This window comes from Pleionea sp. WD8-19 (assembly GCF_055326765.1).
In genome coordinates this window covers 534,764-561,253 of the sequence record NZ_JBUZOU010000001.1, presented here as the reverse complement: position 1 = coordinate 561,253, position 26,490 = coordinate 534,764, and the positions used below count along the sequence as shown (strand labels likewise).

The 26,490-nt window shown below is 44.0% G+C and carries 25 protein-coding genes; 6 read left to right on the top strand and 19 right to left on the bottom strand.

The features are described from left to right. Positions 1 to 3: 3 nt before the first annotated feature. From ACTUJY_RS02315 to crp, 3 genes are all read right to left on the bottom strand, one after another. Complete coding sequence (locus ACTUJY_RS02315; protein ID WP_463614425.1) at positions 4 to 1,272, bottom strand: imelysin family protein; 1,269 nt, start codon at positions 1,270 to 1,272, stop codon at positions 4 to 6. Positions 1,273 to 1,400: 128 nt separating this feature from the next. Next, a complete protein-coding gene (locus ACTUJY_RS02310; protein WP_463614424.1) occupies positions 1,401 to 3,107 on the bottom strand; it encodes a DUF4856 domain-containing protein in 1,707 nt (568 codons plus the stop codon). 232 nt (positions 3,108 to 3,339) lie between these two features. Further along, on the bottom strand, positions 3,340 to 3,975 hold the full coding sequence (gene crp, locus ACTUJY_RS02305) for a cAMP-activated global transcriptional regulator CRP (RefSeq protein ID WP_463614423.1): 636 nt from the start codon (positions 3,973 to 3,975) through the stop codon (positions 3,340 to 3,342). Between the two features lie 162 nt (positions 3,976 to 4,137). Between crp and ACTUJY_RS02300 the strand changes: the two genes are divergently transcribed. From ACTUJY_RS02300 to ACTUJY_RS02290, 3 genes are all read left to right on the top strand, one after another. Continuing rightward, the gene (locus ACTUJY_RS02300) at positions 4,138 to 4,539 is read left to right on the top strand and encodes an OsmC family protein (protein ID WP_463614422.1); all 402 of its coding nucleotides are present in this window, start codon (positions 4,138 to 4,140) and stop codon (positions 4,537 to 4,539) included. A 152-nt stretch (positions 4,540 to 4,691) separates the two neighbouring features. Continuing rightward, positions 4,692 to 5,210, top strand: a complete 519-nt coding sequence (locus tag ACTUJY_RS02295) for a hypothetical protein (RefSeq protein ID WP_463614421.1) — start codon at positions 4,692 to 4,694, stop codon at positions 5,208 to 5,210. Between the two features lie 47 nt (positions 5,211 to 5,257). Continuing rightward, on the top strand, positions 5,258 to 5,428 hold the full coding sequence (locus tag ACTUJY_RS02290; RefSeq protein ID WP_463614420.1) for a hypothetical protein: 171 nt from the start codon (positions 5,258 to 5,260) through the stop codon (positions 5,426 to 5,428). A 12-nt stretch (positions 5,429 to 5,440) separates the two neighbouring features. On the opposite strand, the gene coq7 is transcribed toward ACTUJY_RS02290, so the two are convergent. Beyond that, positions 5,441 to 6,079, bottom strand: a complete 639-nt coding sequence (coq7, locus tag ACTUJY_RS02285; RefSeq protein ID WP_463614419.1) for a 2-polyprenyl-3-methyl-6-methoxy-1,4-benzoquinone monooxygenase — start codon at positions 6,077 to 6,079, stop codon at positions 5,441 to 5,443. A gap of 130 nt (positions 6,080 to 6,209) precedes the next feature. Between coq7 and ACTUJY_RS02280 the strand changes: the two genes are divergently transcribed. Together ACTUJY_RS02280 and ACTUJY_RS02275 are read left to right on the top strand one after the other, a co-directional pair. Next, positions 6,210 to 7,700 carry an AAA family ATPase gene (locus ACTUJY_RS02280; RefSeq protein WP_463614418.1) on the top strand — a complete coding sequence of 497 codons (1,491 nt, stop codon included), beginning with the start codon at positions 6,210 to 6,212 and terminating at the stop codon, positions 7,698 to 7,700. A gap of 19 nt (positions 7,701 to 7,719) precedes the next feature. After that, positions 7,720 to 8,319, top strand: a complete 600-nt coding sequence (locus tag ACTUJY_RS02275) for a glutathione S-transferase family protein (protein ID WP_463614417.1) — start codon at positions 7,720 to 7,722, stop codon at positions 8,317 to 8,319. Positions 8,320 to 8,355: 36 nt separating this feature from the next. Here ACTUJY_RS02275 and ACTUJY_RS02270 read toward each other — a convergent pair whose 3' ends face one another. The 4 genes from ACTUJY_RS02270 to purD are packed head-to-tail and all read right to left on the bottom strand — an operon-like array spanning position 8,356 to position 12,666. Next, positions 8,356 to 8,697, bottom strand: a complete 342-nt coding sequence (locus ACTUJY_RS02270) for a YdbL family probable chaperone protein (RefSeq protein WP_463614416.1) — start codon at positions 8,695 to 8,697, stop codon at positions 8,356 to 8,358. 9 nt (positions 8,698 to 8,706) lie between these two features. After that, entirely contained in the window at positions 8,707 to 8,886 is a 180-nt protein-coding gene (locus tag ACTUJY_RS02265; RefSeq protein WP_463614415.1) for a YnbE family lipoprotein, read from the bottom strand. A gap of 43 nt (positions 8,887 to 8,929) precedes the next feature. Continuing rightward, positions 8,930 to 11,341, bottom strand: a complete 2,412-nt coding sequence (locus ACTUJY_RS02260) for an intermembrane phospholipid transport protein YdbH family protein (protein WP_463614414.1) — start codon at positions 11,339 to 11,341, stop codon at positions 8,930 to 8,932. 41 nt (positions 11,342 to 11,382) lie between these two features. Further along, positions 11,383 to 12,666, bottom strand: a complete 1,284-nt coding sequence (gene purD, locus ACTUJY_RS02255; protein ID WP_463614413.1) for a phosphoribosylamine--glycine ligase — start codon at positions 12,664 to 12,666, stop codon at positions 11,383 to 11,385. Between the two features lie 217 nt (positions 12,667 to 12,883). Between purD and ACTUJY_RS02250 the strand changes: the two genes are divergently transcribed. Beyond that, positions 12,884 to 13,492 (top strand): outer membrane beta-barrel protein, encoded by a 609-nt coding sequence (locus ACTUJY_RS02250; protein ID WP_463614412.1) that lies wholly within the window; start codon positions 12,884 to 12,886, stop codon positions 13,490 to 13,492. A gap of 78 nt (positions 13,493 to 13,570) precedes the next feature. Here the strand turns inward: ACTUJY_RS02250 and purH are convergent, their stop codons facing one another. From purH to ACTUJY_RS02195, 11 genes are all read right to left on the bottom strand, one after another. Further along, positions 13,571 to 15,142, bottom strand: a complete 1,572-nt coding sequence (purH, locus tag ACTUJY_RS02245) for a bifunctional phosphoribosylaminoimidazolecarboxamide formyltransferase/IMP cyclohydrolase (protein WP_463614411.1) — start codon at positions 15,140 to 15,142, stop codon at positions 13,571 to 13,573. A gap of 122 nt (positions 15,143 to 15,264) precedes the next feature. Continuing rightward, entirely contained in the window at positions 15,265 to 15,561 is a 297-nt protein-coding gene (gene fis, locus ACTUJY_RS02240; protein WP_463614410.1) for a DNA-binding transcriptional regulator Fis, read from the bottom strand. Beyond that, positions 15,558 to 16,544 (bottom strand): tRNA dihydrouridine synthase DusB, encoded by a 987-nt coding sequence (dusB, locus tag ACTUJY_RS02235; RefSeq protein ID WP_463614409.1) that lies wholly within the window; start codon positions 16,542 to 16,544, stop codon positions 15,558 to 15,560. The genes fis and dusB overlap by 4 nt, the downstream gene beginning before the upstream one ends. Positions 16,545 to 16,837: 293 nt before the next feature. Then, positions 16,838 to 18,151: a zinc-ribbon and DUF3426 domain-containing protein gene (locus ACTUJY_RS02230; protein ID WP_463614408.1), complete on the bottom strand. Its 1,314-nt coding sequence runs from the start codon at positions 18,149 to 18,151 to the stop codon at positions 16,838 to 16,840. 149 nt (positions 18,152 to 18,300) lie between these two features. After that, entirely contained in the window at positions 18,301 to 19,182 is an 882-nt protein-coding gene (gene prmA / locus ACTUJY_RS02225) for a 50S ribosomal protein L11 methyltransferase (RefSeq protein ID WP_463614407.1), read from the bottom strand. Positions 19,183 to 19,231: 49 nt separating this feature from the next. After that, positions 19,232 to 20,578 carry a DUF58 domain-containing protein gene (locus ACTUJY_RS02220; protein ID WP_463614406.1) on the bottom strand — a complete coding sequence of 449 codons (1,347 nt, stop codon included), beginning with the start codon at positions 20,576 to 20,578 and terminating at the stop codon, positions 19,232 to 19,234. Continuing rightward, entirely contained in the window at positions 20,575 to 21,609 is a 1,035-nt protein-coding gene (locus ACTUJY_RS02215) for an AAA family ATPase (protein WP_463614405.1), read from the bottom strand. Before ACTUJY_RS02215 ends, ACTUJY_RS02220 begins: the two co-directional genes overlap by 4 nt. Then, entirely contained in the window at positions 21,606 to 22,811 is a 1,206-nt protein-coding gene (locus ACTUJY_RS02210; RefSeq protein WP_463614404.1) for a DUF4350 domain-containing protein, read from the bottom strand. Before ACTUJY_RS02210 ends, ACTUJY_RS02215 begins: the two co-directional genes overlap by 4 nt. Next, complete coding sequence (locus ACTUJY_RS02205) at positions 22,808 to 24,376, bottom strand: hypothetical protein (protein WP_463614403.1); 1,569 nt, start codon at positions 24,374 to 24,376, stop codon at positions 22,808 to 22,810. Before ACTUJY_RS02205 ends, ACTUJY_RS02210 begins: the two co-directional genes overlap by 4 nt. Beyond that, positions 24,376 to 25,353 (bottom strand): stage II sporulation protein M, encoded by a 978-nt coding sequence (locus tag ACTUJY_RS02200; protein ID WP_463614402.1) that lies wholly within the window; start codon positions 25,351 to 25,353, stop codon positions 24,376 to 24,378. The genes ACTUJY_RS02205 and ACTUJY_RS02200 overlap by 1 nt, the downstream gene beginning before the upstream one ends. Further along, positions 25,350 to 26,033 (bottom strand): RDD family protein, encoded by a 684-nt coding sequence (locus ACTUJY_RS02195; RefSeq protein ID WP_463614401.1) that lies wholly within the window; start codon positions 26,031 to 26,033, stop codon positions 25,350 to 25,352. Before ACTUJY_RS02195 ends, ACTUJY_RS02200 begins: the two co-directional genes overlap by 4 nt. Between the last annotated feature and the right edge of the window lie 457 nt (positions 26,034 to 26,490).

The following is a 26,490-nucleotide window of genomic DNA, read 5'->3' as shown; positions in this document are numbered from 1 at the left end:
ATATTAGTCGTTATCGCCGGCAGAACTGGCTGGCAGGTCTAACGCGAGTTGAGTAATAAAGTCGGTTTTTAATTGATCGGTTATTTCTTTCACTCGCTGGTGGCTGTCTTGCACTTGTTCTACATTCGTTTCCATAGCGTCGCGTAAATTGGATTGGTAAGCTTCAACTTGCGCGATAGCAGCATCAATCGCGGTTCGCAAGTCGTTAGCCGTGCTTGTTGCACCTTCTTCAATCAGAAAGTCATCGAAACCTAATGTTTCGTTTTGCCCTGTAACTTCACCGGTAAATAGAGCTTTCAGGCTAAGCAAATTACTGTGAATATTTTCCAGTGAGTGATTGGCAAATTGGGATTCAAGGTTCTCCGGACAAATGTTCTGCTGGCAATCGTTATCGAATAGGCCGAGTGGGATACCGAGTTTGGCATCTTTGGTTACGCTATCGATATAAAACATGGCGTCGGAAACGCGATTTACGGCGTCGTGCAAATTGTCGAAGTCACTGCCGGCTTGGTTGGCCGCGTTGATCAGAGACTGGGCGTATCCTTGACTACCGCTCCAACTTTCTAAAAGTGTTTGAGCACTGTCGGCAATATCTTTTGCAACTTCGTAAGCAAACTCACAGCGTTGTTCGCGCTTTTCGCTGTCCGTTAAATTATCCCAACCTTGAGGTGCGGTTTGCGCGGAGCAAGAATGAGCTAAATTGGTGTTGAATAACAAGTATTCCAGGGCATCAAGGCCGCGTCGAGAAACGACTCGATTTTTAATATCGTATGGTACTCCATTGATTTCGCCAGCATTAAAATAAGCGACGTCTTGATCGACTGCGCAACTGCTGGTTACCGGCCAAGAATATATTTTATTGCGCAGGCTGCTTTGGTTTTCTAACAGTGGTCCTAGTTGCATCACTTCCACTTTTTGCCAGGCGACCATTGATGTTTTCCAGTCGTCACGAGTTGATGTTAAGGACTGATCTCGCTCTTGCTCGCTGGCCGAGCCTGCATTATATGCTTTCTCCAACTCACAATATTGCGAAACCGAAAGTTCTAATTGATTGGCGACCGATTCAAAGCTGGTAAAGGTTGGTGTCAGTACATTGTTGGTCAGGTGAGTCAATAGCGCCGCTTCGTTAAACTCGCCAGTATTACCTCCATTATCATTTCCATTATTGAAACCCGCTCCGGCGGAACTGTTAATGCCGTCACTGCAGGCGGAGGTCAATAACATTAGTGAAATCGATAGTGAAACAGGGTGCAGGAGAAACTGGGTTTTCATTTTAGCGTTCCAAGATTATTTTATTAAAAAACCAGAGAGTTGAAACAACAAAAGGCTAAGTCATTCGACTTAACCTTTTTGCGAGGTCGACAATAGCGGGTTGTAAACGAATTTACAACCACAGGCTATTACCAAGCTGCAACATGTTCGCTATCGAACTCATAAGCCTGTTGCAACAAGTCACGCGCTGCCAAAAGATCGGCTTTATACTGTGTTAATTCTTCTACCGGTGAAATTACGGGAGCATCTTGTATTAATGTATGCAACTGAGCATAGTCTTCGTCGGATAAGGGTGAAAACGGACTGAATTGCAGATTCAAAGCAAACCCTTTCATTTCGGACCAGTGCTTGGCCAAGTCGGCGTAGTTGAAATCATCGGTTCCTAGAGCGTTCAGATCGTCTAGTGTGTCGTTAATGTAGTGAACAACGGTTGCTGAAATTGATTTTTCCCAGTACTCGACCACTGAGTCACGTTCGGCAATCAGTGCCGTCATTTGCTCTGCTGTAAGTTCGGTACCGATATTTTCATTAATGATTTTTCGGCCGGCCAATAGCGCATTGAATGCTGCTGTGCTGTAGTCGGTTGGGCTGGTTAATGAAGCGGTTCCGCGATCGCGTTTGGCAGCATTAACGGAATTACCCAAGTTAACTTCAGACAGCAAATCGTAACGACTATTACCATCACTGTCGTGACGACCTAAACGGTAATCATCACGTCCACCTTTTCCTGAAATTTCGTCATCGGAGTACTCCAGATAGTCACGTGCCGCGCCGAAATAACCGTAGCCCTCATCCCATTGGTGCTCAAGTGTGGTGTAAGCACTTCCATCGGCAATGTTAGAGGTTAAGAGTCCTTTTCCTTGCGTGTCATTATCGAAGTAGTCATCGGTGCCTTGTGAAAAGGCGATGGCACCCAACAGGAATTTTTGGATTAATTGCTTCAAGTCGCGTCCATCACTGGTTAAGTAGACTTGGTTGATTTCATTTCCATTGAAATCGGTGCGAATGTTTCCATCGATATAGTCTTGCGCGTTATCCGCTAACATGCCGAAAAAGGTTTGGACCAAATCATGGGGCGTAGTGGAACCCGGTGCGCCCCAACCTTCGAATGCGCCATCGTTCCAACTTTTATGTTGACCGACAGGATCATTACCTGCAATTTTACCAGCTAGATCCTTGTGAGAGTTAGACAGTTGACGTAAGTTGGTTTGCTCTGAGTTTTCGATAAAGTCCACAACAAAAGTGTCGGCAATTAAATCGTATTCCGTAATTTCATAGAATGAATTCAGTTTGTCTATAACCGCTTGGCGACTCGTTAAAGTACCGCTATCCAAATCCGCTTGCAGTTCACTACCAATGTACTGGTTAAGTTCAGCAATCAGCACATGACGTGTGATTTGGCCAGAATAAGAAACGGTTGACTCTCCATCGGCATTAACAAAGGTGTAGGTATCCAGAACGTCAGATACTTCAACGATCAGGTTTTGCGTGTAGCTTAAACCGCCGTTATCGGTCACGGTTACCGAAACATTAACGCTAGGAGTTTTCTCAAAATTTAATGCGATCGCATCTTTCAGTTTCAAGTTGGTGCCAGAAATTTCGAAGTCGTCATGGCTGGTCGTGAAAGTGAAGGTATCGCCTGAGTTAGCGTCGGTAGCAGATAGAGTTCCGACCGTTGCGCCGGCGACGTTTTCTAATACAGAGGTCGATGACAGACTGATGGCGGTTGGCGCGCTGTTGCTTGGATTATTCGATGAGCTGTCGCAAGCACTTAGGGTAAACAGTGCCATAGCGGCAGTCGATGTGATCAATAATTTGTTATTGATGGTGTTCATTTTGGGATCCTGTTCATTATTGTGCGAAAATTATACCTCGCAGCTAAATGCAAATCAATCTCAGTCGTATTATGTTTACACTTTTTATTTAAGCCATTAATGAATCAACGGTGCTGCATTATGCAAAGTGAAATGCAACGGCTCGAAATGACTATCAGTTTATAGAAGGGGGGATAAGACGTGTGCTGATGAGAGTGGAAACGGGCGAGGTGATAAGCGCGCTAGTTATCGGCTAACGCGCTCCAAAAATCACCATGGTTTTGCCTTTTACTGATATGTGATCCTGTTCTTCGAGTACTTTTAATACTCGGCCAACCATTTCGCGTGAGCAACCAACGATACGGCCCAGTTCCTGCCGGGTAATTTTAATTTGCATACCATCCGGATGCGTCATGGCGTCTGGCTCTTTGCACAGCTCCAACAAAGCTCGTGCAACACGACCCGTGACATCCATAAAGGCTAAGTCACCTACCTTGCGGCTGGTGTTGCGCAATCGGAGTGCCATTTGACTTGACAGTCGCATCAAAATTTCTGGGTTTTCCTGAATGAGTTGTTGAAATTTGTTGTAGCCAATTTCGGCAATTTCACTTTCAACTTTTGCTTTTACCCATGCGCTACGAATGTCTTGGCCGTCAAACAGCCCCATTTCGCCAAAGAAATCCCCCGCATTTAAATACGCCAGCACTAATTCGCGCCCATCGTTGTCTTCAATCACAACACTGACGGAGCCTTCCAGAATAAAGTACAACGAGTCGGACTTATCACCCTGATAAATGATGGTGCTTTTTGCAGGATAGCGACGTCGATGACAATGAGAAACAAACCATTCCATAGTTTCGTCTTTAGCGATAAATCGAGGTAGTGACATAATTTTGCTCGCCCTGAGTTGTTACCACAGTGAACTTTTGCTTTTCACGAATTGTTTAACTTTAGCATAAAGTAACGAGCGAGGTGTAGATTTAATTAATTCAACAGCTTATCTTTGAATGTTAAAAACTCTGTTAATTTTATTTTCAACGAGGAAAGGTCTGTGAAAGCAACAGTAACTTGGCAAGACAATTTGAATTTTAAAGCATCTAATGAAAGTGGTCAGAGCATTTTACTCAGTGGTGAAGGTGATCACCCTTCACCAATGGAAGTGGTTTTACAAGCGGTAGGCGCTTGCTCTTCTATCGATGTAGTTATGATTTTACAAAAAGCAAGGCAGTCAATCACAAATTGTGAATGTGAGTTGACTGCTGAGCGTGCCGAAGATGTACCACGGATTTTCACAAAAATACATGCGCACTACAAAGTGACAGGAACTCGCTTAAGTGACAAACAGGTTCAGCGTGCTTGTAACTTGTCGATGGAAAAATATTGTTCAGTCTCATTAATGTTGAAGGGAAATGTGGAGATAACGCACAGTTTTGAAATTATTGACAACAATTGATGAGATGGTTTTAACCGAAAGCAACCTCTTATGAATTGAATTTTAAAGAGAAAATACTTTTTGACATATTATGACTTGTTTTTGTTGACAGTTTGTATACATATGAATACAATTGTTTTTAAGCAAGCTTGCATTGAATACGGAGTCTGAAAATGACTGGCCGAACGGTACCACTTAGCGTTCGTGTGTCGCACGATGATGCGGACTTTTTGGCGTCCTTTGAGATTGAAGGCGCCGATACACCGAGCGAAAAACTGAGAGCATTAATTAATGAAGCGCGTCGACGTGAAGACGCCATGGGGGGATTTTCTGAATCGCAAATGGAACTCAGGCGATTGATCCAACCATTAGTGGATAAAGTCCGAGATTACGAAGCGGATCATGAACAATATTCGCAGCTGCTTCATCTTGGGTTGGAGTGGATCCCGGAAGCCATGGCCGAATTGGTTGCTCAACGCTTTAAGTTGAAAGGTGATCCCGGAAACGAAGACATGCAACAACTGGAACGACGGATAACTGACCGCGTGTTCCGGTTAATAGAAGGATTTTTACGCCTTGCTGTGACGCAAGATTGTGAAGGTTATGATCCTCAGGTGGTAAAAAAGCGTCTTCCTCGCATTCGCCAACTGATCGAGTTGATGAACATGATGGAGCAAAACGCCACTTCCTGAGCCGATCATCGGATGATGTTGCGATAGGCAACGATAGGAGGTGGGTTATGGCTGTGGTGATACTGCTGGTATTGGGCGTTATGGTTTTTCCACAATGGAGTTTGGAAATTTTGTCGATTGTTGCAGGGCTGAGCTCTTTAGGTTGGTTGTTAATTGGGCGTTGGCGTCAAAGTTTTAACGTACGGTTTCACTCAATGACGCAATGGTTGAAAAATTGAAATCTTTACCACTTATACATAGTAGACTGTGGACGTCATCACTTTTGACATCAGACTCATGGCTTTTCGAGCTACACCTGGCAGTTCGACACCGCCGGCTTCAAGAGCATGAGTTGCGTGTTGCAACTCGTCTTTTTTCATTTCCGTCAAAATCGCACGAGACTTTTCATCCTCTGGAGGGAGCAGCTTCAAATGACTTTCCAAGTGTTGGACTACTTGATGCTCGGTTTCTGCGACAAAACCAAGGCTCCATTTATCGCCAACGGCACCGGCCAAAGCGCCCAATGAAAAAGACCCTAAGTACCAAAAAGGACTTAACCAGCTGGTGTGGGCATCCAGTTCAAGCAGGCGCTGATGGCACCAGTCGAGATGATCATTCTCTTCCATTGCTGCCAGCTCCATTTTTTTTCGAACTTCCGGCAGTCGCGCGGTTAGCGATTGGCCTTGATACAAAGCTTGTGCGCAGACTTCACCACAGTGATTGATGCGCATCAACCCAGCAACATGCTTTTTCTCATCATCCGAAAGTTTAATGTCTTGGTGAGCGTTGGCTGGCGACCGCCTGTCTGTCGTTTGGTAGCCACCGGCAAGGGTTCGCAAGGCGTTATCGGCGGTGCAAATTAAAGAGTCGATAAAACTGAGCTGTCGCATAGTGAGTACTTAGGCTATAAACAAAGGTAAATTATATACTCACCCGACAGAGGACAACATCGTTCTGGTGTGAGAAATTAACCTTTTTATTTAAACTCAATTTTATAAAGTAAAAGGCAACTGACTTGTAATGAGTGGAAAAGATGATCGCCATGACTTGGCGCTACTGATCAAATCGCGTAACCCAATTATCAGTATCGAAACGCACGAAGAAAATCGAGCGCTCAAGCTGCTTTCGGGTATTGCTCAAGAGCTGAATAAGCCCATGTTTACATGGGATGTTGTAGAGGGTTTAAAGCGATACGACTTGAACGATGAGTTTGATGCAGTCAACGAAACGCATAACCCGGAAGATATGTTGAAGCATATCTTATCGGCTCATAGGCCCTCCATTTATGCTTTGTGCGACTTCCATCCTTACACCAACGATGACCCTCAAATTATTCGCTTGTTAAAAGAAATGGTACTGAAATCACATGAGCATGGACATACACTGGTGTTAATTTCGCACGAACTGGCGATTCCTGAAGAAGTTAAACGGTTTGTATCACGTTTCGATATGGCATTACCTGATAAAGAACAACTGGAAAAGTTGATCCGACGCGAAGCTAAAGAGTGGTCGGTGCGCAACGGTAAAAAAGTTCGAACGGATTCCAAGACGCTTGAGCGTTTGATCAATAATCTACGAGGATTAACGCTTTCTGATGCGAAACGATTGATTCGCAATGTGATCAATGACGATGGCGCTATAACGGAAAATGAGTTACCGGTCATCAATAAAGCCAAATTTGAACTGTTAAATATGGAAGGCGTATTAAGTTTTGAGTACGAAACTTCAAAATTTGCTGAAGTCGGTGGATTGGAAAACTTAAAGCGCTGGTTAAAGCGACGTGAAGTGGTATTTCATCGGCGCGAAGAGTTGGAGCTGGATCCACCAAAAGGCCTGATGCTGGTTGGTGTTCAAGGTGGCGGAAAGAGTTTGGCGGCAAAAGCGGTTGCTGGTATGTGGAATGTGCCTTTACTAAGGTTGGACTTCGGCGCTTTGTATAATAAATACCACGGAGAAACCGAACGCAATTTACGTGAAGCGCTTACCATGTCAGAATTGATGGCGCCTTGTGTGTTATGGTTCGATGAAATTGAAAAAGGTATTTCCAGCCAGGACAACGATGGTGGCACATCACAACGCGTTTTGGGCACATTGTTAACTTGGATGGCGGAAAATCAAAAGCCAGTGTTCGTGGTTTCAACAGCCAATGATATTTCTCGTTTGCCTCCGGAACTGATCCGTAAAGGTCGTCTTGATGAAATCTTTTTTGTCGACTTGCCGGATATTAACGCGCGAAAACAGATTTTCGCCATTCACCTGCAAAAGCGCAAACAGGATATTAAAAAGTTTGATTTGGATAAACTGGCAAAAGCCTCGAAAGATTTTACTGGCTCGGAAATTGAACAAGCGATTGTCTCCGGACTTTATCACAGTTATGGCCAAGACAGCCGCCTATCCACCCGAATTCTGATTGAAGAAATCAATAGTACTCGCCCTTTATCCGTGGTGATGGCTGAAAAATTACAAGCGCTGCGCGATTGGGCCAGCAGTCGAACCGTTCCAGCAAACTAAGCAACATAAGGTAAAAAGTATGAAACTGTTTTACTCCTCCGCTTCGCCTTATGCGCGTACTGCTCAGGTGACTCTGCGTGAAGTTGAACTGGATGCCGGAGCTATTGAAAAAGCATCGCACCCTTTTGACAATGAAGTCGATTTTTTAGCGGCGAACCCTCTCGGTAAAGTACCCTGTTTGGTATTGGATGATAAAACTTCGATTTTTGACAGTGAAGTGATTTGCCAATATCTAGATTATCAATACAATCAAGAACGTTTGTGGCAACCGATAAAAAGCAATTGGAAACGTCGAACGATGTATTCCGAAGTTTCCGGTTTGCTCGATCTGGCCGTGGCGTATCGACAGGAGAAAGTGCGAGAAAGCGAAGGGCTACGTTCGGATTTTTGGTGGCAAAGGTTTGAAGATGGTTTGTTGCGTGGCTTTGAGCATTTAAATAATGAAATTTCGAACCTTCCGGAAGATTTTTCGCTACTTCATATCAACTTAATATGCTTATTAGAGTATATGGATTTTCGACACGAAGATTTTAATTGGAAGTGCCATGAAGCGTTGTTAAAAATACATCAAGAATGGTCTGAGCGCGCTTCTTTTGTGTTAACGCGCCCCTCCGGCTAATTCGATTAAAATAACGCTACAAAGATAAACGTTAATTTATTTTTTTACCCAGCGACCATTCACCTGAATAAAATGACCGGACTGCGTTTTCTCGATTGCTTTTTGTCCGGCAATTTCTTCAACTTTTTGTAAGCTGATATTGCGCGACTGAGCCACTTCTTGATATTTGGCTTTACGTTTGGCGTTGACATCGGCAACCAGCGCTTTTACATCCGAAGGTGCAGAGTTTACTACTAAACCGAGATATCCATTAGGTTGCTCACCTATTAAACCTTGCGCTTTGGCGGAGTCGAGATCAGCCGCCCATAACGGCTGCATGCCGCAAAACACGATTGAAATAACCAGCAGAAATCGATGGAATATGCTTTTCATGTTCATTGTGCTCTCCTAAAATAATTCGTCGTCACTGAGAATATCTTCTACGTCTTTTTGTACTTTAACCAGAATTTCGTGCTTGATATTGAGGTTAATTTCCATAGGTTTATCGCCTCCTTCAACACGAATGGTTGGATTACAGGCACTGAGCAGTATTGAGAGCCCTGCGACCAGAAACATTGGTTTATCCATTGAGGTATCTCCTGACAAAATTATGAGTTCAGTATAGTTTGACTTAATGAATACAGCCTGAATCGTCCAGATTACTTTGCAGCTGTTGAACCGATTCTTCTCCAAATAGTATCAGATAATAGAGGTTAACATTAGATACCGGTTGGTAGTTGATATTAAATCGCTGATTGGCGCGGTCACCAAGATCGGGGTTTCGACCATCAAGCCGTATTCCTATATCAAAACCGCAAGGTCCCCCTTTTCGCAGCTCGACATCCATCAGTTGATAATGAAAATTTTGTAATGCGATATTGGCAAAGTCACCCATATTCTCCTTAGTCAGTGTTTTTTTCTTTCCTTCGGGTAAGTACTGAATGATCCCATTTCCAGAGGTCAGTTGACCTTTCGAAAAGTGTAATTGCCCACTTTTTCGATAAAAAGGTAATCGACCTTGTAGTCGGCCGGAAAGTGAAAGTTCGGGTTTATTGATCAGTTGATTGACTCGCATCATATCAATATTCTTTAAAGTTATTTCACCGGCAAGATTATCGAAAAATTGCTTTTTCTGATCCGTCTTTAATTGCAATGAACCACCAAGCAGCTGTGAATTCAGCGTTAAATCGGAAAGCATTAATTTTTCGTTAATCTCTATAATGCTGGTTAATTGGTGTTGCTGGCGGTCGACTTTCGCATAATCCAATTGGCTGTTGAGGGAAAAATGAAACTTATGCCAATCTTGTTTTTCCGACCAATTGAAAGTAACTTCTGTTTGTTCTGCTTTAATCTTTTCCAATGTCATTGAATTCACTATCGACTTAAGTTGTCCGTGTAATTGAAATTGTTGCTGCTGGTGAAACTGCAAATCGGATTCAATAACCAATGGTTGACCGTTATTAATCGTGAGTTTATTTAATACTGTCGTGTCAGGTAGTAGCGATTTGAGTAATGGTTTAATACGGTTGATGATCACTTTTCCTTTAAAAATACCTTGTGCGCTGTCGAATGATTTTGACATTTGGCCTTTCAGTTGTGCGTCGGTTGTTAATAAACCATTAGCGATATTATTTTGATAGTCATTGGGGATAGAAAGCTGTGCTAAATAGTTAATTTGACTGTTGGTATTTTCGAATTGTGCGGTCACTTTACTTGCCCATTGGCTTTTATAAGAGGGTTGAGTTAACTGTAAAAGTGGAGTAGATAAGGTAATTTTTTCCCAGGTTAAATTTTTCAATGGTTCACTTTTTATATTTAATATCACTGAAAGTGTTGGTATTTTCAGTTGAATGTCTTTGTGGTATTGAAGGTTTAGAATGGTTATCGGTTCAATAACAATATTGGATATGTGAGAGTTGTTTTTATCGTATTGCAGCGTGATTGAGCCTGTTGAAGTTAACTGATCAAGTTCCAGTTTAGGTATTGGCAGCCCATTACTTTCGGTTAACTTAGACAACTCTAGTTTAAAATCATGATGTGATGTTTTCGGCGATGACTTTGCAAAGGTGCTGGCGACCTCTAGTTGATGTTTTTTATCGATGAACAATTGACTGTCGATGTGCCATTGGTCGTCTAATTCGTTCATTTTATTGAGCCGGTAATGGAGCAACCACTTCCTTTTACTGACTGGATACTTCTCTTTGCTTAAATTCACTGCCGCTTTGGCTTGCAGCTGTTGTACTTTTAATGCATTTTCTGAAAACACACTTTGAAAATTTAAGGTGCCTTGATCGAGTTGTAGTGCTGGATGATTAAATGAAATTTGATCCGCCGTGGCCTTTAACTGCAACTTTTTTAGTCGAGGTGGGTGCGATGTGAATTCGATCTCGGTGCTTGCTTCCGAGTCAAGTTGGCCTCGTAGAGTGTCGAGCTGTTTTAAATCGGGAATATAAGGTTCAAGCGAGCGAACTACCTCACCAAGCTCTGGTATATTCAGCTTTAACTTGGCAAACACTTCCTCTGGATTAAGTAATAGGTTTAGTTCGCCATTCAGTAAGGTGTTTTGCACCAATGCGAGAGGCAATTGCCACTGATTATTTTCAACAGTAAGTTGTCCTTTTATTTGCAACGGCACAGGCGCCTTGTCTGGTAAGCTGAATAAAATATTCTCGATAGTTATATTTGGTAGTTTGGGAAGCGCGAACGGTGTTTGTGAATCGGTATCAACGGGATTCCATTGTTGCAACTGGATAATTAGATTTTGCACATTGATTCGAGAGGGGGCGAGTACCAGCCAGTCGATCTCGAGTTGGACGTTGGTGAGTTCAATTTGCAGATCAGGTTGTTGATGATTCAAAATCACGCGCTGTATAAAAACGCCGTTGCGATCAGGTCGGCTGATTTCTAATTGTTTCAGGTGAACGTTTTTAGGAAGCGATTTTGTAACGAGCCATGGTATCCATTGTGGTGAGAACCAATAAGTGAGCGCACTCAAAAGAATAAGTGCGGAAATGAAAAATAATAGGAGTCGTTTAAGAGGCATCGTGAGAATCATTAAAAAAGGCCAGTCACTGGCCTTTATTTTTAACTGTTTTCTCGTGCGATAGCGCGGTGACCAATATCAGTACGAAAGTACACATTATCCCAGTGTATTATGTTAACACGCTGATATGCTTTACGCTGTGCTTCGGTAACATTTTTGCCTAGCCCGACAACACACAGCACTCGACCACCGGCAGTAACAACTTTGTCACCGTCGAGTTTTGTGCCAGCATGGAACACTTTGGTGTCTGCAATTTCATCGTTCAAGCCCGAAATGGCATTGCCTTTAGCGTAAGCGTTCGGATAACCGCCAGCGGCAAGAACCACTCCCAGTGCCGCGCGTGGATCCCAGTCGCATTTTGCTATGTCGAGTTTTTTGTCGATGGCTTGTAAGCAAAGATCGACCAAATCGGATTGCATACGACTCATGATAGGCTGTGTTTCTGGATCGCCGAAGCGGCAGTTGTATTCCAATACTTTCGGTGTTCCGTTTTTATCGATCATTAAGCCCGCATATAGAAACCCAGTGTAAGGATGTCCTTCTGCAGCCATGCCTTTTACCGTCGGCCAAATGACTTCACGCATAGCACGATCGTGAATGTCTTGTGTGACTACCGGTGCAGGAGAGTAGGCACCCATGCCGCCGGTGTTCGGTCCTTTATCATCATTGTCGCGTGCTTTATGATCTTGTGATGTCGCTAAAGGTAATACGTTTTTACCGTCTACCATTACGATGAAGCTGGCTTCTTCGCCGGTTAAAAATTCTTCTATTACAACTCGAGACCCGGCATCACCAAATTTATTTGCAGCCAGCATATCGTCTATAGCATCAAACGCTTGCTGTTCGTTCTCTGCGATAATCACGCCTTTGCCTGCAGCCAAGCCATCCGCTTTGATGACGATGGGAGTGCCTTGCTCGCGTACGTAATTTTTTGCAGCGTCGATTTCGGTAAAGTTACCGTAAGCTGCCGTTGGTATTTTGTGGCGTGCAAGAAAGTCTTTAGTAAACGCTTTAGAGCCTTCCAATTGAGCGGCGCCTTTGGTTGGTCCAAAAATTTTCAGCCCGGCTTGCTGAAAAGCATCGACAACGCCCATGACTAATGGCGCTTCTGGACCGACAATTGTAAGCTCAACTTGTTTGTCTTTTGCAAAACGCACTAATGCATCAATGTCTTCCACTCCAATAGCAACGTTTTCCAACTTCGGCTCGTTGGCTGTTCCTGCGTTACCTGGTGCGACGTAAACTTTGCTGACTTTTTTCGATTGTGCAGCCTTCCAGGCCAGAGCGTGCTCGCGGCCACCGCCGCCTATGATAAGAACGTTCATTAGTGAATCTCTTTAAGTACTGAAAGATAGTCTGAATTTTAACGTGAATGTTTAGGGGGTGAAAGGGTTTCATTTTCTGTCCACTGATACTCAACAATTTGCTCTATCTGAAGGAAACAGTCATTCGGTTGTTTAGAGTACAAGCAAGAAGCGTTATTGGTAATATTCTGATAATTTAATACACTAGAGAATTAGAGAAACTTTTAGGGTGGAGTTTATGAAAAAGCTTATAGGCATTGCACTTTTAATGTCGGTTAACTGGGTATCTGCAAAGCAACCGGAAGGTGTCAGTTACCGCTATTTTGACTTTGGTTACTCATTCCTTCCAAATAAAGAGAGTTCTGAGTACGATATGGATGGTTATACGCTAGATCTGGGGTTTATTTTTACAGAGAATGTTTTTGCGGCAATTTCTTACTCAAAGCGCGAAGATTCTTTAGCGCGGCCAACCAATGAAACCGTTAAAGAATACGCTGTGGGGTATAAATATGACTTTAATACTCGATTGTCGAGCTATCTGAGTGCAAATTGGAACAGGTTTGATGTAGTCGACTATGATGTGGACCCAAATGAAACGTACCAGCATCTCATTTCAAAAGCGAAAGGTGTCGATTTGGGCGTTCGGTTTCGAGTCATGCCACAGCTTGAAATCGATGGCAGCGTTAAAATGAGAGACTATAAGTTTTGGGATGGTGAATCTAAGGATGATACCGGAGGAAGAGTGCAGGTTATTTACTTTTTGGTGCAAAATTTTGGGGTTATTGGCGAGTGGAAAGGGGAGCTGGATCAAGATATATGGGCATTAAAAATGCGAATGAATTTTTAACGCTTGAAGCAAGGTGATGACCGTCATCACCTTGCTTCCATTATAGGCTAAAAAGTGCGTAACACTGAAATGACGAGTTTAATGCCTAAAGTGACGCATTCCAGTAAACACCATCGCCATATCATGTTCATCAACAGCGGCAATCACTTCTTCATCACGCATTGAGCCACCTGGCTGGATCACTGCAGTAATACCCGCTTCGGCAGCCGAGTCGATACCATCTCGAAATGGGAAGAAAGCATCGGAAGCCATGACTGAACCTTTAACCACCAAGCTCTCATCGGCGGCTTTGATTCCTGCAATTTTAGCCGAGTACACTCGACTCATCTGTCCTGCACCTACACCGATTGTCTGTTCGTTTTTTGCGTAAACAATGGCGTTTGACTTAACGAATTTCGCAACTTTCCAACTGAACAATAAATCACGAATTTCTTGTTCGCTAGGTGTACGCTTAGATACAATTTTTAAATCATTGACGCCAATGGTACCGAGATCTCGATCTTGTACCAAAAGGCCGCCATTAACGCGTTTAAAATCCCATCCTGGAACTGGATTTCCCCATTCCCCGCAAGTCAATAAGCGGACATTGGCTTTACTTGATACAATATTTTGGGCTGCGTCGGAAATTTTTGGAGCGATAATCACTTCGACAAATTGCCGATCAATAATGGCTTGTGCGGTTGCTGAGTCAAGCTCGCGATTAAACGCAATAATGCCACCAAAAGCCGAAGTAGGATCGGTTTGATAAGCCCTGTTGTAGGCTTCAAGAATATCTTTGCCTTTGGCAACTCCACAAGGGTTGGCGTGTTTTACAATCACACAGGCCGGCGATTGAAAGCTTTTTACACATTCGAGAGCTGCATCGGTATCCGCTACATTATTGAAGGACAACGCTTTACCTTGTAATTGCTTAGCGGTGGCTACACTGGCTTCGGTCGCATTATCTTCTATATAAAAAGCGGCTTTTTGATGTGGATTTTCACCATATCGCATGTCTTGTGCTTTTTTAAATTGCAGCGACAGGGTTTCTGGAAATTGAGTCGGCTGATTTTTATCATCCAAGCGTGCTGTTAAATAATTAGCAATGGCTCCATCGTACTTTGCTGTGTGAGCAAAAGCTTTCGTCGCTAATTCAAATCGAAGGTCGTAGTCGGTACCCTGATCATTTTTTAACGCAGTGGCAATGCGACCGTAATCGTTACAGTCGACCACAACGGTTACATCGTTGTGGTTTTTGGCAGCGGCTCGCAACATCGTTGGTCCGCCAATATCAATGTTTTCAATGGCTAAGGGTAAAGTACAATCGTCATTTGCAACTGTTTGTTCGAAAGGATAGAGGTTTACGACCAATAAATCGATACCGACAATTTCGTGTTGTTCCATGACTTCATCGTCAGTACCACGCCGACCTAATAGAGCGCCATGAATTTTCGGGTGGAGCGTTTTTATACGGCCATCCATCATTTCTGGGAAGCCTGTATAGGAGGAAACTTCAGAAACCGGAATACTATTTTCTGCTAACAGCTTAGCAGTGCCACCGGTGGACAAAATTTCAATATTCAGATCGGAAAGTTGTTTAGCAAATTCAATAACGCCAGTTTTATCCGAAACACTGATTAAAGCGCGCCGAACAGGCCGTAAGCTTTGCATGGGATTGCCTCTTAGTCGTTTAATGAGGGTTATGAAAAATGCCTCAAACGGGATCGGTAAGAATTAAGATTACAAGAAAAGAGAAAAACCGGCAAAGCGAGTGCTTTACCGGTAACAAGCGATTAGTTTAAGCCGTAAATCTTCAGCTTTTTGCGTAAAGTCCCACGGTTTAAACCAAGAATGATCGCGGCTTTGGTTTGATTACCACGAGTGAACTCCATAACACGCTCTAACAAAGGCGCTTCGATTTCAGCCAAAACCATTTCGTATAACTCAGAAGGCTGTTGACCTTCTAAAGAGTCAAAATAGTTTTTAATGGCTGTGTTAACACTTTCACGTAACGTCGGCTGTGCGCTCACTGGAGCCGCGTTAACGGATTCTGTGGTTGCTACGGTTTCCATTGTTTCTAGAATGCTCATGCTACTCTTGCCTGTTTCAATTTTTGTTGTTGAAAGAACTGCCTCGCAGCCGATAACTGTTCATCAGCTTGTTCCAAACGAACAAACGTATGACGAAACTCATCACTATCCGGCTGCTCCTTCAAATACCAGGAAACATGCTTTCGGGCGATGCGTGTTCCCTGACCTTCCCCATAAAACGAATGCAGGTGACTGATATGCCTTAGCATTATGTCCTCTACTTCGTCTATTTCTGGTTCCGCTAACCTGTGCCCGGTTTTCAGATAGTGATCAATTTCTCTGAAAATCCAAGGGCGACCCTGAGCTGCGCGACCGATCATAATGGCGTCTGCACCTGTGTAGCTTAAAACGTCATGGGCTTTTTCGGGGCTTGTGATATCGCCATTGGCAATCACGGGAATAGACACGAACCGCTTGATTAATCGGATTGTGTCGTATTCAGCCTCTCCTTTATACCCACAGCTACGGGTGCGGCCATGAACGGCCAGCGACTGTATGCCTGCCTGTTCTGCAATTTGAGCTATTGCTAGCCCATTTTTATTATCGCTGTCCCATCCGGTACGAATTTTCAATGTGACCGGAACGCTAACCGCGTTAGTGACAGCATTTAGAATCTTTTCTACCAGTACTGGATCGCGCATTAATGCGGATCCAGCGGCTTTATTGCATACCTTTTTAGCAGGACAGCCCATGTTAATATCGATCACTTGGGCACCTTGCTCGACATTGTAAATGGCTGACTCAGCCATCATTGCAGGTTCAGCACCCGCAATCTGTACCGAACGAATTCCGGTTTCACCACAATGATCAGAACGAAGCAGACTTTTTCGGGTATTGCGCAATTTAGGGTTCGCAGCGATCATTTCCGAAACCGTTAAGCCTGCGCCGAGTTCTTTGCAGAGCATACGGAAAGGACGATCAGTAACCCCAGCCATAGGTGCCAGAACTAACTGATTTTCCAGTTGGTACGGACCTATTTTCATTGACAAACAACTACCCTTGCCAGAGCTGGTTAAGAAAGCGCCAAATCATACACTTTTTAATCTGCTTTGGAAACGAAAATATCTGCAGTTTTGGGCTTGATTTTCAGGAAAAACGGCAAAACAAACAGTTAGCTAAAGTAAAGGAGTAAAATTACGGTAAATGAGGGTAAGTACCGATAATAAATAGTGCTCAAAAGGCTTAATGAACTGCGCAAAGTAATAAATTTTTACAACTTATAGCGGTAAGTTCTATTGGTCTGTTCTGTTATAAGTGGGGCGACTTGTTTTGAAATTTATTGAAAATTGAATTCAAAACCAAAGGCATTGGTGTGTGCCTGTTTTGCCTGGATTAGGATCTTGATGGGTTGATTGATGGGCATTTGTGTCCCTTGGAATTCTTTTGCCAAATAATCCTCAGGGGTATGGAACTCACTGGCAACCGGATTTCCGTTCGAGTCAGTGAAGCGGATTTCGACAACAGGATAAGGTTGCTCAAAGGCGGCATTGTTGCGAATCATTAGACTGAATTCAGTGATATCAGGATTGTCGTCGCTGGGTTGAGAGTTGCGAGAAAGTAATTCGATGGAGGTAAGATCTCGTCTAGGTTTTAAGTCACAGGGTAAAAGCGTACACATGCTTTGTACCAAGCCACCCCAACTGTTATCCCAGGCCAATACCTGACGCTCACTCCAAAGGAAATGACCACTCCAAACTAACACAATAAATACGGAACCGCTTGCGGCTAACCACTTCCACTTATGACTTTTGCGCTCGACGATGTCGTCAAACTCATCGAGCGGATCTGGCTCTAGACGTTCGCTTTGCAAATTTACATTCAGTTGGTTAATAGATGCTTCGTTATCTGCATTCTGCGATGTACGGAGCTCTTCTTCTAAGAGCTCTTCATTTAAACTGTCGGTCGGTGGTATTTCACTCTCAGGCTTTAAAAACTCCGGTGATTGCGATTCCGAGGCTTCATCAGTCCAGTCGGGAGCCATTGTCTCTGAAGCATCGTCAATGGTGAATAATGTATCTTCTGCTTCAGTAATGGACGATTCTTCTTCATCCAATCCTTCGGTAAACTGGTTTATATCATCCGTGGTAGGCTCAAAATCAACTCCCATTGACGTAATGGCGTTTTGCTCTTCATCTGGTGTTTCACTGGTTATGCCTGAGGTAAATTCCGGATCTTGTTCTGTGGCAAAGGAATCGTGCGGAGTCGGTGAGTCGGTTCTTTCAGAGTTTCCGAATTGATCGATCGGGAAACTGACTTTTTCGTCTTCTTTTTTATTCAGATGTATTTCCAGTTCAGCTTCTGGCGGAGCTTTCATCAAGTTGTCGGTAAATTCGTGGATTGTTTGCTCTTCTGAGTTGGGCGCCGTTTCCGTATTTAAAACTTCTTGTGAGCGGGTGATGCTGGTGTCGGCTTGCGAAGTGGGTGTTTCTGCTGTTTCAAAGTTTTTAGGGCGAACAAGGTGTTCTGTGGCTTTAAAAATGTTCAGACAGGCACCACAGCGTACTCGGCCTTTAGCCAGCTTAAGATGCTGATCGGTAACTCGAAATACCGTTGCGCATTCCGGACAGCGGGTATAAATCGATTGCGGCATCGGTTAAGGGATTCCTTTAAATGCTCTTTTTGTTATTTGATCCGATTGAATGGGTCGCTCTAATATCTTGTTTTATCGTAATTACAGTTTAGCAGACAAAGCCAGATTCCTATTTACAGTAACGAACTGGCTTTGGATTAGAGGTTCCCTTATCGCTTGGTGCCTTCAAGTCTGATCCAGTCTTCTTTGGCAACCGCAGGATTCATATTAAACCATTTTTCGTAACATTGGCTAATTTCTTGTGCTTGCGCTTTGAGTAACCCGGATAATACTAACTGGCCACCGCTGGAAACTTTTGCGGCAATGGAAGGCGCTAATTGTTTCAGTGGGCCGGCCAAAATATTGGCAACCACCAAATCGTAAGTTTGGTCATCGGCTAACTCGGGCATGCCCGTTTTAATACGCTCTGTAGGCACTGAATTACGCTGCATATTATCGCGTGTTGCGATCAAGGCTTGAGGGTCAATATCAATAGCGGTGACGCTCATTGCACCCAGTTTGGCAGCAGCAACGGCTAAAATACCGCTGCCACAACCGTAATCGAGCACGGTTTTATTTCTGATGGTCGCAGTGTCCATCCACTCCAGGCAAAGTGAGGTGGTGGGGTGAGTACCTGTACCGAAGGCAAGGCCGGGATCGAGCAAAATGTTTACCGCATCCCCTCTCGGAGGTTGGTGCCAGCTCGGAACAATCCATAAACGCTCGCCAAACTGCATAGGATGGAAGTTATCCATCCAGGCGCGTTCCCAGTCTTTGTCTTCCAGTTGTTCGAAAATGGGGTTTTCCAGATGCTGCTCCAGCGGACTTTCTTTAATATTATTTAATAGGTTGTCGGTATTAATTTCCGCATCAAATAAAGCAGATACGATTAAATCTTGCCATAAAGGCGTTTCGCCAGGTAAGGGTTCAAGGATGGGGTTGTCTTGTGCATCCTGATAAGTCAGCGAGAGGGCACCGAGCTCCATTAAAAAATCGGATATTGGATCGACGTGCGCTTGCGTTGTGGAGAATTTCAGCTGTAACCAGGGCATAGTGTTCCTGAAAATTTATTGATGGGTGAATAACGATAAACGAATGATATCAAAGTCGACCGCTGCGCTTAATCTCAAAATAGCTGTTCACCATACGCGTTGCCAGATGCTTCGGTACAGTATCTAACGCGATTACACCTTGATTGGCGCACAAATGATTTATTCGGTGACGATTTTTAAGAAAGTCGACGGTTTCTGCGTAGCTAAGTGCTTGTTCGAAAGTTTCGATCGACTGTTGGAGCACATCGTCCAGCGCCTGTTCGCGTAAATTGGCCAGTAATACCAGATGATGTTGGTTTAACAGTCGTATTGCTGGCTCCAACTCGGTACTGTCTTCGTCACGTAGGTTAGAGACCAGTACAATTAATGAGCGCTTTCGAATGCGTTTGTTCAGCTCAGTGGCGGCTTCGATAAAATCGGACGCGTGCAAGGTGGGGTGACAATCGTAAACTTGATTCAGCAGGGTATTAATAAACTGTGTGCCTTTTTGCGGTGCCAGCCAACGAGACACGCCGCCAAAACTGAGTAAACCAACGGCATCTCCCTGCTTTAATCCGATATAGGCGAGTAGCAACATGGCGTTTAATGAGTGATCGAAATGCGACAGCTCATCGTCTTGTGTACGCATGCGACGACCGCAATCGAGCAAGAAGATAATGTTTTGATCCTTTTCTTCCTGGTATTCCTTTGAGATCAACTTGCTCAAACGAGAAGTGGCACGCCAATCAATTTGGCGAAGCGAATCACCAATACGGTATTCACGTAATTGATGAAACTCCAGACCATCACCTCGACGTTGTGATAAGCGAATACCCATTTGTGTGGTCTGCTGGTCCGCAGACAGCAAAATATAATGATGAATGGCGGCAAAGTTGGGGTACACCTTAACGTGTTGAGATTCCCCTCTTAACAAAACGCGTTGCCATAATTTGAGTTGAGAATGAGCCAACAAACGAATAGCGCCAAAAGCGGCATCCCCTCGTTGCAGCATTTTGATTGGGTAACTCACTTCTGCGAAGTTACCGGGTTGAATGGTAACTGTTTGAGGTAGATCGCTGGCCTCACTATGGGGCGGGTAATGATCATTGACAATCAAGGTTTGCTCTTTGGGTGTCGGGTTAGTGACGATAAGTTGCACATTACTGTTTGCGCCTACTGCGATATTTTGTGACACCTTGCGTTCGGCTTTTATTGTTTTTGTCCTTAACAAGGTAAGCGCATCCAAAAGAGTGATGAGCAACATTAAAGCGCCAGACCATTGCCAAGCGATCAGCAGATGTCCGCTGGCTTTGGGTAGGCTTTCAAAAGCCTGTTCGATGATCGCTGCCGCTGCAGTTACACAGGCAAGCAACAACCAGGCAATCATCAGGTAGAGCAAGCGATGCGATGGTCTCATTGGCGCGGAGCTTCCACAGAATTGAGAATATCATCGATCACTTCGTCTTCAAGGATTCCTTCGATTTCCATTTCGGCTGAAAGCTGAATGCGATGCCGAAGAACTGGCATAGCGACTGATTTGATTTCATCGGGTGTAACAAAGCTTTGGTGTCGCAGTAACGCTAATGCTCGAGCGCAGCGTATCAATGCAATACTGGCACGCGGACTGGCGCCCATTCGTATGCCGGCCCAATCTCGCGTGGCAGCTACCAGACGTACGGCGTATTCAAACAGAGAGTTGTCCACTTGAATATTGGCGGTCACTTGTTGGCACTGTAAAATTTCATCCGGACTAGCTACGGTATTCAACTGCTCTAACAAACTCGAGCTGGAAACTTGCCCCGTCGTCACATTCTTAACTAGAGTCACTTCATCGGCCTGTTCTGGGTAACGCATGTAGACCTTCATTAAAAAACGATCCAGTTCGGCCTCTGGCAGTGGATAAGTGCCTTCTTGTTCTAACGGATTTTGTGTTGCCAATACCATAAAAGGGACATCGGAATGATAAGAGTTTCCTTCAATTGTGATCTGTTGTTCTTGCATCACTTCCAGCAACGCCGCCTGAGTTTTTGCCGGTGCGCGATTGATCTCATCGGCTAACAATAAATTGGTAAATGCTGGGCCTTTACGAATGCGAAACTTTTCTGATTTTGGATCATAAATCGCATGGCCGGTAACGTCACTTGGCATTAAGTCAGGGGTAAATTGAATGCGCGAAAAGTTACCTTTAAAACATTGTGCCAACGATCGTACCAATAAGGTTTTACCGATTCCGGGCACACCTTCCAACAATAAGTGTCCGGCCGCTAACAAACACACTAACGACTGTTGTAAAACTTCCTGCTGACCGATTAATACCCGATTGATTTGTTGTTGCATCCGGTCCATTAATTGACTGCAATGTTCGATTTCTTGATTGTTAGCGACATTGTTGCTCGGTGCGTCATTGCTGCCGGCACTATTGTCGTTGTCTCGGGTAAACTCGGTCATAAGGATTTCCCATACAATTGAAGGCTGAGGGTTTGTAAGGTTTTCATTTGTTCGACAAACTGAGTGTTATCTTTGGTGCTGTCAAACAGGGCTCGTGACAGGCGTGTTTTGGTAATTTGTGTGAGATGATGCAGATGCTCCAGCTGCTGACTACGTGACCAATGGTGAAATCCGCGCACACGCTTTTTTATGCGATTTAACAGTTCTTCGCGCGTTTGTTGCAACAGTAGGTCTGGATCACAACGATGCCATTTAAACTCGGCTGCAGCGGCAATGTGCTGTAGCAGTTTTCGGCTGTCGTTGGAAAACCTTGGAAATACCGGACCTGTTTTTATCTGATGAAACCAAACGATCATCAGTAGCAATAGCACACTTGAAATAACCACATAATAGCCGTGCTCCCAAATAAGCGACATTAAACTGGCTACTTGTGGATTGTAGATGATCCATACCTTGCTGTAATTTTCGGTTAATTGATGCAAAAACATTGCGTGATCCGCTTTTTCAATACGTCGGTTGTTCCAGATCTGTACATCGCTCAAAACCGTAATGATTCCATGCCCAAGTTCATATTGAATGATATGATGGCTGTCGGATGTGCCGCCGGTAAATACGGCTTTACCACTGCCATCTATCAGATAACGTTCAGTTTGAAAAAATACTTTGGTTGGTGTTTCAAATCCATCAAAAGTAAATTGTGAAGCGCGACTTTCATCATAGCGTTTCGACCACTCATCGTCGTCTTCATTTTCTGCTCCTATCATGCCCCGGTACTCATACAAACGGGCATCGAGCTCATCGAGGAGAGGTTCTCCACTGGCTCCTCGATCATCATCATACAACTCTGTCGCGGCCAAAATTAAATGCCCACCTTCGGCAACGAACTGCTTCAATGTTTCAACGCGACGTTGATTTAGTGGCTTTCGGCTATTGGTGATTACAATGGCGTGGTTGGGTGAAAGCGGTTCATCGAGCAAGCTGAAGTCGCGTTTCATTTCGACGCTGCTGCCAAGTTGATTTTTAAAAAGCTGGGCGGCTAAAAATGGATTGCGACGAACCTCTGCACTGGCTCCGATGTCTTGGTAATAAACTTCTTTATTGGCATGGGAAAGCAAAAACACGTAGAGCAAACCAAAGAGCAGAAGAAATACAGCAAACAACCCGAAACCTGGACGCACGGCGCGACTTTGCCAATCAATCATGAGTGCGTCTCCGAATTTTGCAGTATTCGGAATGTTTCGCTCCATTGTTCGCAAAGTTGTTTTACTGATTGTTCTTCCAGTGACTGGTGTCCGTAAGCAAACAATCGCCAGTAGCGTATCAATTGATCAAAATAAGCGCTGATTTTTCGTTGCGCTTTAGCTTGTACAACGCGAGCGCATTCCAGTTCAGTAAAGCCATCTTCAAATTCACAATGATGCTGCTGGATTAACTGCGCTAAAGTTGCCCGTAATAATAGCGACAAGGCCTTACGGTGGTGTCCTTGTTGCCATAGTTGCCAGCTTTGTGTTGCAGGATCTTCCGGTAAGGTTTCCGGTGTCAGTTCCAGTCCAAATAGTACTACCGGAGCTTGCTTTTTAATCGGCATGCGGCGACGTTCCGGTAACCAGCCCTTCAATCCAATAATTTTGTACACAAACCAGATCACCAGTGCTGCGACTGCAACCCATAGTACCGCTTCGGCCAGTGCTGCAAAGGCACCAAAGATTCCAAATAAGGCTTCATTGGATTCTCTATTTCTTGCATTGTCATTATTCGAAGTTGACCATTCCCAATCGAAGTCGTAAACAATTCTTTCGTGTTGTTCTTTGCGGTAAAACGGTGGTTGATTTAGTATTTGCTCTATTTGATTTTTCGATGCTTCATGAGTTAAGTTTTGTGGTACATCCGTTTGTTCGACAGGCGATGACGCCTCTGTTGCATAGAGCTCTGGTGGTGTAAGCCCAAGAGTAACGGATAGTACAATTGCACCGGTTTTAGTGGCAAGTTTACGCAATCGCGTTTTTTGCTTTTTCTCTTGAGTGCGTAGCGCTAATTTTTTAAAGATAAGCTCGATGTCCCAGGCTTCAAGTATGGTGCGCTGATTGATGTAAATTGCGAAACCACCGGCAATGTAAAACGGACTGAAAAAGCTCATAATTAAAAACAGTAGAAACGCTTGTAAACTCTGGGAAAATCCTTGTTGCTCATTCCAAAAAAAGTCCCAAAACCGATTGCCAAGATCGTCTAAATAAATATCCGGTATTAACCATAACATCAGAAAGACCAGGTTGATGTAAAACAGACAATGTAAAAACAAAAGCAATATTGTCAACCAACTGGCTGCTCCGGCATTGAATGCATGTAGCGTTCGAATACGTCGAGAGCGCTGATGTCCCTTTAATCCTTCCAGCTGTGAAACGGCCAGATCCATTGCTCGAGTTGGGCTGAACCGACGAAACGTTATATTTGCAAACCATTGAATAAACGCATATCGGTGAAAGGTTTTTAAAGTGCTTTTTAATGTGGGGTACTCACCGAATAACGCGCGACTTAAATAGTTCAGTAACGCACTTTCAAATAATGGGCGCAGCCACCAAAAAACAAACAATACCCAAAATAAGTGATCATTAAAGAGTAATACCGCGACAAGAAACAAAGGCAGCGTCAGACCAAACCAAATACCATAGAGCGCTTTCCAGTGCAGATGCACCATTCGAAATCCCAAGTCCAGCGCTTCCCAACCCAGTCGTGGTCTTACTTTGGCAGTAATGGCTTCTAACTTCACTAGGCTACCTCTTTACGTGGCCATAACATATAAGCGTAAACCAAGATCCAAAGACTGCTGCCGACCCAGTATTTGGTGGCGTTGGTCAGGTTGGTACTGGAAGACCAAAAAGCTTCAATAAAAGCCGCAATTAACAGAAACAAAGTGGCACCGTACATCAATAAAATGGCTTTTTGTGTTGCCAATTTAAGCGCGTCTAGGCGTGACAAATTACCCGGAGCTATCAATGACCAACCCAACTTTATTCCCGCCATTCCCGAAATTGCAATTGCTGTCAGCTCAAATGAGCCATGCCCAATAACGAATGGAAAAAACGTGGAAGTGTACTTCACATTGACAATGTGAGCGCTGATGGAGCCGAAAAATAAGCCGTTAAAAGTGAGAAAAAACAGTGAGCCAATGGTAAACAAAATACCCGTAGCGAAAGTGCGAAAGCCAATGCCGATATTATTTCGAATGTAATGACCGAACATATAAAAGTCAGTGTCAGACTCCCGCTCACGACCAAGCACTCGTGCTTCCGGATCGTACATGGCTTCTATTTGATTCACTTGATCGGGCGGTACGAGACTGTACACCAGCTCTGGCTTCATCAATGTGAGGATAAGCATTAATAGAGCTGGGCCATAAAAAATCAACATCGATATCCAGAACAGACCTTGTTGTTTCTGGATCTGCAAAGGAAAGCCGTGCGCGATAAAATGTAATACGCGATGTGGTAGTCGCATTCGTCGTGAATAAAGAATTTGATGACCACGTAATACCAGATTATCCAGATGCTCAATTAAAATTGGGCTGTATTGTCGTTCTTTAGCAATGGCAAGTGCGTGACAAAGAGAGCGATATTCTGTCGGTAATACTTTAAGCTCATCGTTGGTTAGCTCTTTACGCTTTGCCCGCACCTCGTAACGACTTAGCAATTCAGCAAAGGCTTGCCAACGCGATTTGTATTTTTGCTCAAACTCTTCTTGCCTCATCGGCGACCTCGTAACCAATTAGCGATGGCAAGAATATGTTGATAGCGTTGTTCGGAAGAGTGACCATGTGCCACCGGAGATAAAATATCAGCCAACTCATAACGTCGAGCTTCGCTCAAACTGTGGCTGCGTTCACCAAAGTGTAAGATGGCGCTTTGTTCATCTAATGTGAGAGATAGTGGCGTGTGCATTGGTTTTTGCTTTGGAAGGTGACCACTGTGTGTGAAAGCTTTACGATGGATCACGATAGTCCCGGCAGCTAAATCACCTAATCGTTTAAACTCTCGATTGATCATCATAGAGAGCAAGCCAGTCAAGTAAAGTAGAGGGAACATATCGGCTGCACGCAGTAAATTTCGAACGACGGAACTGCTCCAGCTTACCGGCGTACCATCGTCGTTAACCACGGCGATCCCCATAAGTTTTTTGCCCAGCGTAGCCCCTTGGTTGTATATTTCAAACAGTACCGGATATAGCCATTCAAGTAGAAAAATAAAGATTAAAAACAGACCCATTCCGAATCTACCAAAACTACTAAAAACCATGGCGGCCACCAGATAGATGCCAATACGGATCAACATATCGAGCATAAACGCAAGCGAACGGGCAACTGGCCCTGCAAGTGGCAACTTGATCTCAATCCCTTCTGGTACTTCGACCGTATGATTTGTATCCAGCATTAATCGTTAACTTCTTGGCTCATTAATCGTTTAGGGGGAATGCATCCTTATCAATGAATGTTATCGCTGTTTTTTACACTCGTACAGTGTACTGGAAAATATTGCAGCTGCCTATATTCAGTACGAGGTTGTGATGATGGTGGTGATTTGGGCGATGATTTTTAACAAAGTGTGTCTGCTTTCTCAAAACAGCAGATCCACACTTTATGTTTAATTTGGAAGTCGATAATGTGAACTCCGAAAGCTTAAGATGCAAACCGTAGCATTTAGGAATGAGACTCAAGCAGACTCTATGAGTCGCACGGACTCATTCCTGAGGGAGTACCGGTGCAGTCAACGCGGTTTGAATATTTGGTTTTCATCCTAGTTGAACTGACTGATATTTCGACCCCTAATGTTGCCCCGTTTAATAGCGGGGCCTTTTTTTATCTGGCCAACCTTTCTAAACGCATCGTTT